The sequence below is a fragment of the Sulfurospirillum sp. UCH001 genome (genome assembly GCF_001548035.1).
Lineage (GTDB): Bacteria > Campylobacterota > Campylobacteria > Campylobacterales > Sulfurospirillaceae > Sulfurospirillum.
The window spans coordinates 2,250,576-2,269,160 of the sequence record NZ_AP014723.1 but is presented as its reverse complement, the minus strand read 5'-3'; the positions used below and the strand labels follow the sequence as shown (position 1 = coordinate 2,269,160).

The 18,585-nt window shown below is 42.1% G+C and carries 4 protein-coding genes; 3 read left to right on the top strand and 1 reads right to left on the bottom strand.

Annotated elements, in window-relative coordinates; all coding sequences use genetic code 11:
- Nucleotides 1-29: 29 nt before the first annotated feature.
- Genes UCH001_RS13515 through UCH001_RS11320 form a run of 3 tightly spaced genes read left to right on the top strand, consistent with a single transcriptional unit; the run spans nucleotide 30 to nucleotide 17,879 of the window.
- Nucleotides 30-14,489 carry a hypothetical protein gene (locus tag UCH001_RS13515; RefSeq protein ID WP_067177905.1) on the top strand — a complete coding sequence of 4,820 codons (14,460 nt, stop codon included), beginning with the start codon at nucleotides 30-32 and terminating at the stop codon, nucleotides 14,487-14,489.
- 7 nt (nucleotides 14,490-14,496) lie between these two features.
- Complete coding sequence (locus tag UCH001_RS11325; RefSeq protein WP_067177903.1) at nucleotides 14,497-16,611, top strand: ATP-binding cassette domain-containing protein; 2,115 nt, start codon at nucleotides 14,497-14,499, stop codon at nucleotides 16,609-16,611.
- Nucleotides 16,608-17,879 carry an HlyD family type I secretion periplasmic adaptor subunit gene (locus tag UCH001_RS11320; RefSeq protein ID WP_067177901.1) on the top strand — a complete coding sequence of 424 codons (1,272 nt, stop codon included), beginning with the start codon at nucleotides 16,608-16,610 and terminating at the stop codon, nucleotides 17,877-17,879. The genes UCH001_RS11325 and UCH001_RS11320 overlap by 4 nt, the downstream gene beginning before the upstream one ends.
- A 93-nt stretch (nucleotides 17,880-17,972) precedes the next feature.
- Here the strand turns inward: UCH001_RS11320 and UCH001_RS11315 are convergent, their stop codons facing one another.
- Nucleotides 17,973-18,545: a flavin reductase family protein gene (locus tag UCH001_RS11315; protein ID WP_067177899.1), complete on the bottom strand. Its 573-nt coding sequence runs from the start codon at nucleotides 18,543-18,545 to the stop codon at nucleotides 17,973-17,975.
- Between the last annotated feature and the right edge of the window lie 40 nt (nucleotides 18,546-18,585).

Below are 18,585 nucleotides of genomic sequence, written 5' to 3'. Positions count from 1 at the left end.
AAAAGTGTGTAAAAAGAGGAAGATGCGTTATGGCAAATACAGCAGAAGTTAATTACGGTAAAAGCAGTACGGCGCTTAAATTTGCCCCTCAAGCGGGCGAAAACATCAATCTCTTTTTACGCCCAGGAGATGAGCTTTCTCTTGGTGTAGACCTCTCTAAAGCGAAAATGCAAATCGTGGGTGGCGATGTGATAGCGACACTCCCTAATGGTGGGCAAATTACATTTGTATCGCTTGGAATGCTTGCGTTTGAGAGCAATGCGCCTGTGATTAAATTGCCTGGCGGCATGATGATGAATATTGAGCAAATTCTCAATAAAATACAAGACGTTGGACAAGCCCCACAAAATTCTGTTTTAGTCTCTGGTCCTGTTTCTTTGCATGATGAAAAACAAAATGCACAGCAAAATGAACATGCAAAAAAAGATGATGCACCTAGTAATGATTATAATGCTTATTATGTTGATCCGCAACCTTTTATTAAACCAGCCGATGACGCTAATAAACAGACAAGTTCTGGTAAATATCTACAAGAAGCCGTTACAAACTATACAAGCAATAATCCAAGCATAGATGACAGTGCAGACAAACATCGTTCATCCGATGATCAGAGTAAAAGCAAAGATAACGTGGCGGATGTTTCTGCTGCTTTGTCCTTTGATATTGGTTTTTACCAAATTAAAAGCTCAGACTCTCTCTCGTTAGGTATCAAAACCGTATTAGGTGGTACGGGAAGCGCTTTGGGTAATGTAAGCAAATCTGCTGCGGCACAATTTCAGGCAGAAACATTAGATTATCGTAATGAAGCCTATCCTACAGTGATTACTGCGGATAACCCTAGCTTGGTAAACGCAACATATCTTACCAAACTTGTACGCTTAAGTGTTTCTCAGCCTATTGGATTTGCCATCGAGCAAATCTCTATTTTAGGGCTTTCTAATGGATTTCAAATTCTAAATTCTGATTTTACATCTGCTAATTCCGTGGATGGTGGATGGAACTTATCTTCGGGTACTGGTTTTACATCAACCGCAACCGATGGTGGTGAAGTGATTGAATTTTATATTCGTTATGAGCCAAGTTCTGCGAATATCGCTCTTAATTTTGACTATCTTATGAAGGTCTCATTGACCTCACAATTTGATATCTCCAATGTCCCTGCAAGTAAACAAGCTGAAGTCGTGACGCCTGAGTTGACGACACTAACAACCTACAAAGATGTTGGTGTCATCGTAAAAGATGTCAACAGCGAATCAGACTATACGTATAATGGACGTTACGCTTCAGGCTTTGTGATTGATACGACACCGAATGAAAACATCGTTTATACCTCAAAATATGACTCTACCGTTTTAGGCGGTTTATCCAATGATACCATTTATGGAAATATCGGTAACGATACGCTTGATGGTAATGCTGGAAATGATACCCTCAGTGGTGGTTCTGGCAATAATATTCTTAACGGAAACGATGGCATTGATACGATTAGCTATGCGTTTGTCACAAAATATAGCGATGATTTTTTATTTGCTAACGGTGCTGCGATTGATCCTGCAACAGGAGTGCAATATGCCAATGATGCTAGGGGTATTATCGTTGACTTACAAGGTGGCTTTGCAACCGGAAAAACCGTTTATGATACGACCAGTGATGTCACAACAGGGGAAGAGACACGAACGATTAGTGATACATTAAGCAATATTGAGTATGTGATAGGCTCAAAGTACAATGATACGATTCGTGGAGACGCAAGTGCAAATAAACTCTCCGGTGGTGAAGGAAATGATACATTAGAAGGGCGAGGTGGCGCTGATTGGTTAGATGGTGGTGCAGGAAATGACTGGTTAATCGGTAGTACCGATGACTATATGATCGATGGTGGTGACAATACCGATACGATCGATTTTTCCAATAATTCTAATGGAATTAGCATTACACTGAACAATTCTGCAAATGGCTCTTTAGGAAATATAGGCAGTTCATCTTCAACAACCATTGTTAAAAATGTCGAAAATGTCGCGGGTACACAATACAAAGATATAATCAATGGCGATGCTTCAGATAACTTACTGATTGGTGGATACAACCATTCTGCAACGTCTACTACTCCAAATGATGATACGATCACAGGAGGCGCTGGCGCAGACACCATTGTGGGCGATATGATGATTGACAGCAGTACCCCTTCTGCATTGTATGGCGGCGATGATATTTTGAGTGGTGGCTCAGAAAATGACAAGATTTATGGTGATGCTGCTCCTATTATGAGTACATCTACCCTCGTAGTTGCGTCAGATCAAAGTGTAGAATATATCGTCGATAATGGTGTAACATTAGCAACCATTTATGGAGGAAACGATATCTTGCAAGGCGGTTCGGGAGACGATTACATCAATGGCGGAAGTGGATTTGATACGATTGATTTTAGCTCCTCAAATGCTAAAGTCTATGTAAACCTCAATCTTAATACCGCTAGTGGAGAGGGAAACGATCAGCTTTATAATATTGAAAATATCATTGGTTCAAGTTCCACATTGGGCGATACGCTCATCGGTAATGCGCTCGTTAATACCATTACCGGAAGTCTAGGCAATGACACACTGAGTGGACTTGGAGGCAATGATACTCTTGATGGACGAAGTGGAAGTGACTGGGTTGATTATAGCTATGCCTCAAGTGTGAGTGTCAATCTCGCCACAGGAGATGGCGTTGTCTCTGGCAATGATACCGATAAGCTCATTTCCATTGAAAATGTGATTGGCTCAAACGGTGCAGATACGCTTACTGGTGTGCAAGGAAGTGTCAATACCCTCTTAGGAAAAGATGGGAATGATATCTTTTATGGCTACTTAGATGGTGATACCCTTGATGGTGGAAGCGGTGTAGATAGTGTTGATTATGGCAATATTAGTGCTTCTGTAAACATTACTCTGGGTGGTAGTAATGCTGACAGATTAATAGAGATTGAAAATGTGTATGGCTCAACCAACAAAGATACCATTGTGGGTAGCAATGATGTCAATATTTTAGATGGTAGAGGCGATAATGATATCTTAAATGGTATGGGTGGTGATGACACGCTTTATGGTGGGGCAGGGAATGATACACTCATTGGTGGGATAGGTGCTGATCTCTTAGATGGTGGTAGTGGACAAGATACGGCAGACTACTCTGCGTCCAATGCGATTATCGCTAATCTCACCACGAACACTGTCATGGACGGTTTAGGTGGAACGGATACCCTCACAAGCATAGAGATTGTAAAAGGCTCACTCTATAATGACACAATGACAGGTTCTTCAAATTCGGATACATTCATTGGTATGGGTGGCAATGATACCTTCATCGCAACACTGGGCAATGATATCTATTATGGTGCTGAACTAGGTGTGAGCAGCGATAGCTACAAAGACCGAGTGGATTACTCTTCTCTTAGTAGTATTGATCATATTGTGGCTGATCTTTCTACCAATACCGTCACTCTTTTAAATGCAAGCAATGCCACACTTGCAACCGATACTCTTTATAGTATTGAGGAGGTGTATGGCACCAGTGGCAATGATACCCTAAAAGGAGGGAGTGGACTCTCTAATACCTTGTATGGTGCTGATGGCAATGATACGCTAACAGGTAATTTAGATGGCGACGTCTTAGATGGTGGCAATGGCATGAACCTTGCTGATTACAGTGCGCGTACCCAAAATCTCACTGTTGATCTCTCTGTATCATCGAAAAATATTTACCAAACCGGTACAACACCTACAGCAAGTAATTCGGATACCCTCGCAAACATTCAACAGATCAGTGGTGGTAGTGGAAACGATAAATTTATAGGCAATAGTACGGATAATATTTTTATCGGAGGGGCTGGCAATGACACCTTTATTGGTGGTGCTGGCAATGACACTTTTATTGGCGGTACAGATGCAACACATGATAGCGGGACTGATACTGCAGACTATTCCGCTTCCATTACGTCCATAGATGCAGACTTAACAAGGCTTAGCGGGCAGGTCATAGGAAATGCCGTTACAGATGGAACCGATACACTGTATGGCATAGAAAATATCATTGGTACAGCGCAAGCCGATACACTTGTAGGTGATGCGAATGCAAACGTCTTAACCGGTGGTGCAGGAGATGATACACTCAAAGGAAATGGTGGTGCGGATCAGCTCCTTGGTGGATTGGGTAACGACACTATTTTTGGCGGTTTTGATGGTGACTACATCGATGGTGGAGCTATTAGTGAGCGAAATATCGTAGATTACAGTACGTTTGCTTCTGCTTCTACGATTAACCTTTCAACAGGAAAAGCCTATCTCAACAGTACACCAACGCTCTTTGATACCCTCTCGAACATACAAAATGTTGTAGGGACAACCGCTTCCGATACCATCGTTGGTAAAAGTGGTGTTGTCAATACCCTCTTCGGTGGAGCGAGTGATGATACCCTTAGCGGAAATTTAGACGGAGATCTTTTAGACGGCGGAGCTCATACCATTGGAGATACCGCAGATTATAGTGCATATACTGCATCGACGAATCTAACGGTAGATATGGGTGCTCAAACAATTGCCCAAACGAGTAATTCGGCCAATAAAGACAGCTTCCAAAATATCGAAATAATTAAAACAGGTGCGGGTGCTGATACATTTACAGTTAATGCCACATTTGATACAGGAAACTACACTCTAGATGGCGGTAGTGGAGAAGATACCATTGATTATGGTGCGATCTCTGAGGCTATTAATGTCACGTTAAATGGCGCTACCAATACAACGGTTATTGTAGGTACTGCGGGTGGAAATGATGATGTCATCGCTAACATTGAAGATGTCAAAGGCTCAAAAGTTGATGATACCATTGTAGGTGATGGACTTGCCAATAAATTGTATGGTAATGAGGGCAATGACACGCTAGACGGCGGTGCTGGAAGTGATGTGCTTTACGGTGGCGATGGTAATGATGTTATTGTGGGAACACAAGATGGTGTCAGCGATGTGTATTATGGTGGCAACGCAAGCGGTACAGATACAGGAACGATGGATCGCATCGACTATACTGCTGTTGCATCTAACATTACATTGACCTCTGGTACGAATGTAAGCAATAGCGCTGTTGGCGCAGATATTTTAAATGGAATTGAAATTTTTGATTCGGGTAGTGGGGCTGATACCTTAAGCGGTGGAAATGCAAGCATTACGATTTATGGTAATCTTGGAAGCGACAAAATCACCGGTGGCACAGGAAATGATCTATTGTATGGCGATACTATTGGCAATATTCACGCCGATAGCCAAAACATACTTGCCGGTGGTGCTGGAAACGATACCTTGTACGCCGGTAGTGCTGGCGATACATTGCGTGGAGATGCCGGCAATGACACGATATTTGGTGGAACGGGGATTGATACGCTTGATTATGTGACGAATAATATTGCGATTACGGCTCTTTTAAATGCAGGGGTTATCAATGGCGATGGCTCCGACATCATCGATACAACAACAATTGAAATTTTGAAATCAGGTTCAGGTGCAGATAGTATCACAGGTGCGGATACAGGCGTTTTATCGACTATTTACACGGGTGCTGGTAATGATACGATTAATGGCGGTGCTTTAGCCGAGAGATTGTACGGTGAAGCGGGTAACGATACACTTCGTGGCGGTGGCGGAGCTGATACGATCTTTGGTGGTAGCGACAATGACCTTATTTATGGGGCTATTGATGGCGATAAAGTGTATGGTGATAATGGCAGTGGCAACATTGCAGGAAGTAGCGATACATTAGATTTTTCAGATCTATCTTCTGCGTTAGTGATTGATATGGTTGCTGGGACTGTGAATACCACAGCAAGCACGTTTAGCGAAATTGAAAATATCACGGGTGGATCGGGTAATGATACGATTTATGGTGATGCCAATGCTAATATCCTCAAAGGTGGCAGTGGGGATGATACCATTTTTACATCGCAAGGCGTTGATACCATAGATGGTGGTATTGGCATCGATACCGTTGATTTTAGTGCTATTACAACTGCCTCCATTAATGTCAATCTTTCTTCACTTCAAGTGCTCAATGATGGTTATGGCAATGCCGAAAGTATCCAAAATATTGAAAATATCAATGGCGGTAATTATGCCGGAGGCGATACGCTTTATGGTGATGGTATGGACAATACCATGTATGGAAATCTCGGTTCCGACCAACTCTCTGGCAACGATGGCAATGATGTTTTATACGGCGACAATGTAGGTAATACCCATACCACCAGTGACGGCCACAATACCCTCGATGGTGGTGCTGGTTCTGATACGCTTTATGCTGGTGACAGTGGCGATACGCTCATTGGCGGTGTAGGCAATGATACCCTTTATGGTGCGGCAGGCGCTGATATCCTTGTAGGTGGAACAGGTGATGATACCTTAGATGGTGGTGGTGGAATCGATATCGCAGATTATCGCAATGCAACGGCAAAAGTTGTGATTACTTCGACAAGCCCACTGAACCCTAATGACACCGGCGATTTAACGACAGGCACACAAAGCGGGAGCGAAGGTACGGATATTATTACCAATACGGTTGAGGTTGTTTATGGTAGCTCAGGTTATGGTGATACGATAACGGGTAATGCCAATGCCAATACTTTTTATGGCTGGGGTGGCAATGACACGATCAGTGGAGGGCTTGGTGACGACACCATTTACGGTGGGGTGGGTGATGATACGATTGCGGGTAATGCCGGAAATGATTTTTTAGTTGGCGGAGACAGTGTTGGCGTATTTGCGGGCTGGGACACGGTTGACTACACTTCGGATACCGCAGGTGTTACGGTCAATCTCACTACAGGAACGGCAACAGATGGTTCAGGTGGCAGTGATACTCTCAGTGGCTTCTCTCGTGTTTTAGGCTCTAACTACGCCGATACTTTAACGGGCAATATAGGTGCGGATGACCTACGTGGTAATGGTGGTGATGACTGGTTTATGATGAGTGCTGGCAATGACACCATTTATGGAGGAACGACACTTGAAACCAAAGGTGATACGGTTGATTTTATCAATGCCTCAACAGCAGGCATTATCGTTAATCTTGCCACCAATAATGCCAGTGGAGCTGATATTGGTACTGATGTTATTTACGAAGTTGAGAATGTCTCAGGCTCAAACTTTGCCGATACGATTACGGGTGACGCGAATGCTAACATCCTTGTAGGTCGCGCTTTAAATGACACCATTTTAGCGGGTGCGGGTAATGATCTTATTTACGGTGATGATAACAGTGGCGTAGCCGTTGATGGCATCCAAACAGGTGATGACTCTTTATACGGACAAGATGGTAACGACACCATTTACGGTGGTCTTGGCAACGATAGCTTGTGGGGTGGCAATAATAACGATACCTTGTATGGCGGTAGCGGAAATGACTATTTAAACGGTGAAAGTGGTACCAATATTTTAGACGGTGGTACTGGCAATGATTACTTTGAACTTGCAGACGCAACAGCAACAAACACGCTAACCGGTGGAACAGGTACCGATACGATTTCGTTTTACTACGCAGGCTCTGCTGTGAGTGTTAATATGGGCACACTAGCGTCCAATCAAGCAACCAGTGGTGCTGGAACGGTTAATTTTACAGATATGATTGAAAATGTATCGGGCAGTGGATACAACGATGTGATTACGGGCAATGCACTCGCCAATGTTATCAATGGCAATGATGGCAACGATACGCTTTATGGCGCGGACGGTGTTGATACAATTTATGGTGGTGCAGGAAATGATAAAATTTATGGTGATAGTGCTGCTCCAACGCTGAGTGATGGTGGCAATACCCTTTATGGTGGAGAAGGAAATGATACCATCTATGGCGGCTTGGGTAACGATACTATTTTTGGTGATGATGGTGGCTCTTATGGTACAGCATGTGACGATACGATAGTCGCTATCAGCGGTAATGATGGTAGTGATGTCATCGACGGTGGTCAAGGGACAGATACGGTTGATTATACTGCGGTTGCCAATAATATCAGCGTGACATTAGCGGGTTCTACCGTTGCAACAGTGACGATTGTAGGCGGCGATAATGACACGATTGTCAATGTGGAAAATTTCATTGGTGGTAGTGGAAACGATACGATTATAGGTAGTTCAGGCAATAACTATCTCAATGGTGGACTTGGCAATGATACCCTTATTGGTGGTGCAGGCAATGATATTTTAACTGATTCCAGTGGGAATAATACCTTTGTGGGTGGTGCAGGTAATGATACCATCAATGGCACAGGAGCGACCAGTAGCTGGTTAGATTATTCACTGGATGGTATAACCGAAGGTGCTGCAACAAATCTTACAATAGCGATTAACCAAATCATTTCAACTAATCGAGGCAATGATATTATTACGGGTGTAAACAACATCACGGGCTCTGCTTATAATGATATTTTCTATGGCAACTCAAACGTCAATACGATTAATGGTGGTGCAGGTAATGATACCATTGAGGGATATGGTGGAAGCGATGTTTTAGATGGTGGCTCCAATACAGCAGCGGGAGATACTGTAAGCTATTATAATGAAAATAAAATTCTTGTTACGCTCAATGACTCAGGAACCTCAACTGTTGGAGTTTGGAATGGAAGCAATTATACGACGGAAGTCGATACCATCAGTAACTTTGAAAATATTTCTGGCTCAAACAGTGGCGGGGATTTTATCTCTGGAAATGCTTCTGATAATACACTCTGGGGTAATGTCGGTAATGATTCACTGTATGGCGGTGGCGGGAACGATTATATTGATGGTGGTTCCGATAATGATACTATCGCGGGCGGTACTGGCGCGGATACTATCTTAGGTGGTAATGGCAATGATATTCTCCGTGGCGGAGAAACAGCCTACAATAACGGCAGTGCTGATGGATTTTCCGATACACTCTATGGTAATGCTGGAGATGATACCCTTTATGGTATGCTTGATGGCGACACGCTTTATGGTGGCGACAACGCAACGAGTTTCAATGGAAACGATGTCATTAATTACAGTGAATTAGGCGTAGGTAATGCTGTTTATATCGATATAAATGCAACAGCAGGAGCATCATTTGCTCAATTAGTCGGTACGCCTACGATCAAAGATACGATTTATGGGTTCAACACGGTTATCGGAAGCAATGGAAATGATACGATTGTTGGAAATGTCAACAATAATTCAATTTCCTCAGGTGCTGGTAATGATGTTATCTATTTTAGCCCTGTTGCAGCACTAACTTCAGCCGTTACTGCAGGTAGCGATAGCGTTGATATGGGCAGTGGCGATGATACACTTTTCACATTTATATCTGAATTGACCAGCAGTGATTATATCAACGGCAGTACAGGCAACGATACCATAACATTTAGAGATGGTGGCGTTATCAATGATGTAACAAAATTCCAAAATATTTCCAATATTGAGTTCGTTCAATTTGCTGACGTTGCCAATACAATAAGTCTTGATACAACGAAATTGAATGATGTTAAGCTTATTGGCGGAGCGACAACAGATATCTTTAATTATGCTATTGCAAATTTTGATGCTCATGATAGTATCGATGGTGGCGGCGGAAATGATACGTTGTCGTTTACAACAGCTGGAACACTTAGTGATGCCATGCTTAGCTCGATCTCCAATATTGAAAAAATTCAACTTGCCAATGGCACCAATACGGTCACAGTCGATGTCAGTAACCTTGAAGGCGGTATTGCAACGCTGTACGCAGGAACAAGTGGCACAAATACCTATAACTACTCACTTTCAAACCTTACAAATGCCGATAAAATCGTAGGTGGCGGGGCAAGTACTACGGATATCATTCAGTTTTTAGACGCTGGCACGGTAGCGGATGATACTAGATTTAGTGGCTTGAGCGCTATCGATCAAGTCAAACTTGCCAATGGTACGAATACTTTTAATATCGGTACCAATGAAGCACAACTCAGTAATGTAAGTATTATTGGAAATAGTGGCATTGATACGTTTGTGTACACCTCAGCTGCTTTAACCGATGGAACTGCCAATGCAAAACTGGTAGGATCTGGCGGGAATGATATTTTACAAATTACTGGCAATACAAGTGTTGTCAATGCAAATCTTGCTGGATTTAGTGGTATTAACACGATCAATCTTGGCAGTTACACAGGTTCAATCTCTTTAGGGGCAAACGCGACAACAATGGGACTGACAACGATTGATGCCATTGGAAATACGGGCACTTTGAGTATAGATGCCTCTGCTATGAGCACTTCAGTGACAATTAATGCAACCAATGCCAATGGAAGTACGTATAAAGGAAGCAGTGTTGCTGGAGATATTCTCAACATCAATAACGCACTTACAAGCCAAGATGCTTCAAGTATAACAGGTATTGAGACGATCAATGTCAATGCCAATACAACCTTTACCGGTGATTTAACCGGCGTTACAAATCTGACAATTGTCAGTGGTAAAACGCTCAATGTGGATGCAAGTGCTGTAAGTTCTGATACGGCAACCATTGCCAATGCAGGCACTTTAGCAATCAATAACACCAATGGTGCAACGCTTAGTGGGCTTACGATGACGGGAGCAGGGGCTTTACAAATCAATGGCACAAGCAGTAGCGATACGATTACATTAAATGCAACAATGACTTCGTATACAGGTACTATTACCATCGATGGTGGTGCGGGAGATGATATCCTTATCGGCAGTACGAAAAACGATACGATCTTAGGTGGGACCGGCAATGATACACTGACGGGTGGAGCGGGAACCGATAGACTTGATGGGGGTGAAGACAGCGATGTGTATCGCTTTGCCTCAGCTTCAGATATTGCAGCAGATATCATTACCGACACGGGTACAGTTGGATCAGATATTATTTTTATGGATGCGGCTGGAGATTTTTCATTAGCAGGTCTTTCCGTAAGCGGCATTGAAGGGCTTAAATTTTATCAAGGTGTGGGGACACAAACCCTAACGATTTCAAAAGCTCAAGCCTCTCTTTATACTGATTTTACAGGCTATACAGGTGCTACCGATACAGTAGCCGTAACGGGCGTGACCAGTAGCCTTGATATGAACAGTGGAAAAACATACACCAATATTGCTAAAGTGAGTATTGATGCATCAAGTGCCTCTTCTTCTGTTACCTTAACAGGTGTTTCTTCGGTTTCCAACACAATAACGGGTGGCAGTGGCAATGATACCATTATAGCAGGCACACAAATCGATACGTTAGCCGGTGGTTCTGGAAATGATACGTTCCAGATCAATAGCAATTATCTAACCTCTGCCGATACGATCTCGGATACAAGTGGCTTAGATACTCTAGAAATCACCAATGCAGCAACGATTACCGATGCACAATTAACCAATGTTACCAATGTGGAGATTTTAAAATTAGCGGCAGGTTCGACGGTGACATTAGGAACAGAGGCGAATAACAGTGGTAATGGATTTACCACCGTCAATGTCAGTGCAGGTGGTGCTAACACCATCAATAATAGTACGATCAATAATCTTAGCGTTATAGGTGGAGCTGGCACAGACACACTTAATATCAGTGGTGGAGTTGCGATTAATGCAAGTAATCTTAGTGGCGTGGAAAACCTTAATATTACCAGTGGAACAAGTGCTATGACAGGGACACTGAGTGCTGCAACAACGGCAACAATCGCTTCAGGCGCAACCCTTACAACCACAGTCCCATCTACAACCCTTTCAGGTAAAACGATTGTTATCAATGGATCTCTGAGCGCTACAGGAGTCAATGGTACGGATGTGTCTCATGTTACCTTAAACAGTGGCGGAACGGCTAGCTTTACGCTGACTTCTGGTGGAACATTGGATGCGAGTGTGGCAGGCTTTAGTAAGGACGTGAATGGATTGCTCAAAATTTATGGAAATACGGGCAATGAGACGATCACCATTGATAGTGCAAAATTCACCAATGCGGGTGATCTTATCAGTGATTCAAGTGGAACGGATACTCTTGTAGTCACAGGAAGCAGTGCCATAGACTTTACCAAAATCAGTGGCATGGAAGTTGTTGATTTGACCAACTATAATGGAACAACACTGACAACCAACAACACAACAGGTGAAACGATTAAAATTGATTCAGCGTACACTTCTATTAATGCAGGTGGTGGAACGGATCAGCTTTATATTAGTGCCAACAGTGTTGATTTAAGTGGTGCAACGCTCAGCAATATAGAGAGCTACTATGTCGCAAGCGGAGCAACACTGACGATTAAGGCTTCCGATGTTTCAGGCAAAGTTGTTACTGGAGCTGGAAATCTCGTGGTACTTCATAGTGCTGATTCATCGTATGATCTCTCAGGTATTGCAACAACGGGTACAAAAACACTCGAATTTAGTGCAACATCAACGTTTACTGGAAATTTGGGCACAGTCTCTACTATCAGTGTCGATAGTGGTGTAACAGCGACAATGAGCGCAGCCTCACTCAATGGTAAAACAGCGACACTTTCAGGAGCGGGAGCACTTAATATAACAGCAGGTGCAACAGCGGCGGCAAATAATTTTGCAAATCTCACCAATAGTATCTCTGGCGAGGTAACGCTTAATGTGACCAGTGCAATTGATTTAACCACAGCAACTCTTGGAACGGCACTTGATAAACTTAACACCAGTGTCGCAGTCACACTCAGTGGAACGCAGGCTAATATGTTTGCAAGTTATACTGGAAGTGGAAATATTACCATTGAAGTTGGAACAACGAGCGTAGATCTCTCCAGTAAAACAGTGGCAGGTTACAATGGCATATTCACCTTTAACGATGGTACAGGCGTGCAAACATTAACTGGCACTATGAATAATGATACGTATAATGTGGATAATGCTTCTGTCAATATCTTTGCAAGTTTTGGTGATGACACCATTAACATTCTATCATCACTGGGTAGCAATTTATCAGGAGGCATTGACGGCGGTGGTGGAGTGGATGTGCTGAATATTAATAAAAGTGGTTTAACCTTTAATACATCAAATATTACAGCGGTGGAAACCATCAATGTCAATCAATCAGCAACATTTACAGGCACACTTTCAGCAACAACCACAACAATTGCTTCGGGTGTAACGCTGAGCGCAGATGCTTCTGTGATAAGTGGTAAAACGATAAACGGTACAGGAATACTCAATGTTACCAATCTTGATGCAACGCTAAATGCGGACTTTTCTACAGTCGCTGGAGCTACTACACTTAATGTTGATTGGAGTGGAACGGGTACGTACACAGGCAATTTAACCAATGTCGATACTTTAAATATCTCAAGCGGTACAATGCGTGTCACGGATGATATTTTAGCAAGTCATACGACAACGGGCACAGGCGCTTTAATTGTGGATGTAGATAGTAACTTAGCCTTTACGTGGTCCAATAGTGCGGCATCTTTAAATGAAACACTCAATTTTACGGGTGGGACAACTTATACCCAAACATTAACCAATGTGGATGCGATTACTTTAGCCAGTGGCGTGAGTGTTGATATATCGGGTGCAACGATTGGTGCGAGTACAACTTCCGTAACAGGCGCCGCAGGTAGCGAATCACTCACCATGAACAGTAGCTTTTTGCATACGGTCGCAAGTGTAGATTTGGGTGCGGCATCGGATACTTTAGGGGTAACGGGCAATACAGCATTAACAGCAACAGATTTTGGCAAAATTCAAAATGTTGAAACGCTTGATCTTAGCAGTTATACTGGCGCAGTTGATTTAACGAGCACCAGTGGGATTACGCAACTTAGTACAGGTTCTGGCGTGAATAGTACGACCATTGACTATGCCATGAATATCACCGATAGTGGTGGAACAGATACGCTCTATACGACAGCGACTATGGATTTGAGTAGTAATTCTATTTCCGGTATCGAGACATTAAGTGTTGCGAGTGGAACGACAACAAGACTTGATTATGATGATCTTGGTGTGGGTAAGATAGCGACTCTTACTGGCAGCGGTGAAGTTACAGTGAATGGCTCAAATTCGATGAATATAAGTAGTGAAAATATAGCAGGGCTAGGTTCTGATAAACTCGGAATCACAGGGACAGCAGGAGATGATAATTTGGTGCTTGATTTTAGTCAATTGGATAAAATACATTTTGATGGTGGAACAGCGGGTACTGATACTGTAAGCTTTACATCCTCTGTCGTAGCCAGTGGTGAAATTTTTGATACTAATGCTTTTAGCAATATTGAAACGTTAGACATCAGTAGTCTTGGGCTTAGTGGTTTAGGGTTGACGATAGATGCAAATGCACTTAAAAGCTTCACAGGCGACACCAATGAGTTGACGCTATTGATAAGTGCTTCATCATCACAAGATTCGTATATTCATCTCTCAAACGAAACTACCTATCAAAGTATTACGTCTTTGACCACAGGTGATCATATATTAGATAATGGTTTGATGTTACATGTTCAAACAGTTTAGGATATAAATGAAATCAACAACACCTATTGAAAGTAGAAGTAACGAAAAAGATACGTTACTACTTGCTTTCAAATATATTCTCGATTTTTATTATGGCAATGTTTCATTTGAGACGATAGAGCGTATCTTAGGGCATGAGAACGAAAATATCAGTATTGACGATATCCGTCATGGCGCAAGTGATTTTGGGCTCCATTTTGATGAGGTGGAACTTGGTTCTGATGTGATTGACTCGCATCTGTTCCCTGCCATTGTTGTTTCTAAACAAGGAGATGTGAACATTGTGACGATCTTAGAAGATCGTGGTATGGTGATTATCGATCCTTCATCGTCTCAGCAAGAGAGTATTACTTTTGAAGCCCTCAAAGAGCGCTTTGAGCTTTTTTTGAGTTTTTACAAAGAGCTTGGTTATAAAAATATTCTCACACAAGATGACAAAAGCAAAGCATGGTTTTGGCAACATCTTTTAAATGCGAAGCCTGATATCATTCGTGTGGGAGTGTTAACGCTCTTTATCAATCTTTTTATCATTCTTGTGCCAATGTACGCGATGAACGTTTACAACAGAGTCATCCCTAATTTTGCGGTGGAAACACTTTTTGTTTTAAGCATAGGCATTGTACTTATCTTTTTATTTGATGCGCTCTTTAAGATGGCGAGAGTGTACATCTTGGAGAGTATGGGTAAAAAAATCGGCACACTCTTAGAAGAAGAGACACTTAAACGTATTTTGCTGATTCAAAGTGGGCATGACCATCTTTTAGCAGGTTCTAAAGCCAATTTATTTCGTGAAGTTACTCAAATAAGGGACTTTTTTATGTCAAAAAGTATTGCTATGGCACTTGATTTGCCATTTGTCTTTCTGACACTTTTAGTGATTTATCTGATTTCCCCTTCTATTGCGGTGATGACATTTGTCTGTGCTCTTGTAGTTATAGGCATCAACCTAGCATTTCAAGTAGCTATTTTTGGATGGAGTAAAAAACTGTTTCATGATGGACAGATGAAGCATAACTTTTTGTTTGAGACCATCAAAGGCATTGAAACACTTAAGCTTAATAATGCGATTACCAAGCGTCTTTTCAAATGGCGTCAATTGGTCAATTTTTATAACTTTGTGAACTTAAAAATTCAGATGCATTCTAATGTTGCAATGAACCTCTCTGCTATTGTTATGCAGTTAGCAACGGTTCTTACGTTGGTCATTGGTGTGTATGAGATTCAAGATAAAAACTTGACGATTGGTGCATTGGTCGCTTTGGGTATCTTAGTCTCACGCGCAATGATTCCTGTGGTGAATATCTCAACTATTTTGATGAAATACAAAGAGTTTAAAGAGGCATTAGAATCCATCAATCGTTTTTGGCACTTACCGCTTGAGACACAAAAATCGATTGAGATTGGTGTGCAAACACTTGAGGGTGAAATCGAATTTAACAATGTCACTTATACTTATGCAGGCTCTAAAAATCCTTCACTTTTCAATGCCACATTTAAGATTAAAGCGGGCGAAAAAGTAGGTTTTATCGGTCGAACAGGTGCAGGAAAAAGTACTATTTTAAGGCTTCTCTCAGGCCTTGATACCCCTCAAACAGGTACCGTGCATATTGATGGGCATGAGATCAACACCTTGCACCCAGTAGAGCTAAGATCGCACATTGGTATCATGCCACAAGAACCTTTTTTATTTGCAGGCACACTCAAAGACAATATTGAAATAGGCATCAACATTGGCAAAGAACGCCTTATCAAATTGCTTAAAATGACTGGACTTGATGAATTAGTCAAGCGTTCAGGTGAGGGTGAAAACTTTCAAGTCGGTGAAAATGGTAATCGCCTTTCTGTGGGACAGAGGCATCTTGTTGGACTGGCAAGAGCACTTATTAATGATCCTTCCATTGTCATTCTTGATGAACCGACAACAGGAATGGATATCGGGTTAGAAAAAGAGATGGTAGATCATCTTAAGCCGATGCTACGGACTAAAACCTTGCTTGTGATCACACACCGCTTTGCAGCTTTAGAATTGGTTGATAGAGTCATCGTTGTCAACAATGGTCGTTTAGTCGCTGATGGTCCAAAAGATGAGATTTTACGACAATTGCAAGGTAAACAACCATGATAAGTAAAATGATGATTGAAAAGCGATGGAATTACTATGTGACAGTTGCACCCATTGCACTTTTTTTCCTTGTATTTTTGATCTGGTCAGCACTCAGTGAAATCGACGAGGTTGTGCGAGGTAATGGCAAAATTGTACCTTCTGGGCAGACAAAAGTGTTGCAACACTTAGAAGGAGGCATCGTCTCTGAGATTTTGGTCAAAGAGGGCGATCATGTTATGGTCAATCAGCCTATTTATCAGCTGAATCAAGCATTTTTTACAGCAGATATTCGAGGGAAAGATTTGGACCGTGTCTCTTTACAGGCAAAAGAGCAACGTTTGGTCAGTTTGATAGAAAACAAAGAATTGGTTTTTGATAAAGCTTTTGTCGATGAATACCCTCAAATCGCCCACAATGAGATGCAGATTTTTCAAAGTGAGCGCCAAAATAGTACAGAGCGACTGAGTGGTGTTTCTCAAAAAGTTGAACAACGCTCTTATGAGCTTAAAGAGCTTGAGATACGTCAAAAGAACTTGGCTTTAGAACTGAATATGGCTGTTGAAAACACAACCATTGCAGAACAATTGATGAAATCAGGTGCAGGCTCTCGCAAAGAGTATCTTTTAGAGATGAGCAAAAAACAAAACCTCATTACCCAAGTAGATGAAGTAAAAAACCAAGTTCCCGTTGTTCAAGGCAAGTACCAAGAGGCGATTCATGAGCTTGGTTCCACACGTTCAGACATTCAATCTAAATTATTGAATGAGCTTAAAGATGTGCGCGTCAAGCTTTCACAACTCTCACAGCAAAGTGAAGCGAGTATTGATAGGGCTAACCGCCTTTTAATTACCTCACCCGTGAACGGCATTGTCAATGTCCTTTACTTTCATACAGTGGGTGGAACCATCAAAGCAGGTGATAAAGTTGCTGAGATAACGCCAATAGAAGAGGGTTTGATGATTGAGGCGAACATCAAAGCCTCAGATCGTGGACGTATTTGGGTAGGGCAAAAAGCAAATATCGAAATTACGGCGTATGATTATGCGCGTTATGGCATGATAGAAGGCGAGCTTGTCTCCATTAGCCCCGATAGTTTCACTACACAAAAAGGCGAAATTTTTTACGCCATCAAAGTGAAAGCATCCAAAGACAGACTAGGACCAAATCTTCCTATCATGCCAGGTATGGAAGCAGGGGTAAATATCATCACGGGTAAACGAACCGTGCTAGGATATATCCTACTTCCACTGAAACGTATGGGGAAAAATGCACTTTTAGAGCCTTGAGACTACTCTATGGCCTCAAATCCTAAAAAGTACCGCACCCACAGCGTATGTATAGTGGGTTATGGGTGGTATAACAGCATTTAAACTACCAAACTAGGAGATAATTTCTCCGTTTATAAGAAATTTACCACCCACACGTCCCACATTTTCGAGACACACATGTAAACGCTCATCGATCACATCATCAGCATAATACGCATGTTCAATGTGCAGTAAGCATGGTGTGGTTTCACTACCTTCAATAGGCAATGTTTTGACAAAGCTGCAAAAGAGTGCCGCTTTAGTGTCTTTGACCATCATAGGATAGTCCTCCAGCATTTTCTTTCCTTCAATACCAAAGTGTTCAAATTCACTTTGCGTATAATCCAATGATGTCGCACTTTGGCTCATAATAGCTCTTAGTTCTTTATGTACGAAGTTGATGGTCACTTTTGAGCCTGCTAAAAAATTGGCAAGAGTATCTTTTGGGCTCTCATCCTCTTTTTTTCCAATGGAGACAATAAGCATGGGAGGTTCTGAGGAGAGTGGTATAAAGTAGCTAAAAGGTGCAAGGTTTACAATGCCATTGTGTTCAGTGCTTATCCATGCAATGGGACGTGGGGTGACAGTATTTGAGATGAGTTTATAGATGCTCGTTTCATCCAGTTTTGAAAAATCTAAAAGCATATGAATTTCCTCTGACTTCATTTTGAGCGATTATAACATG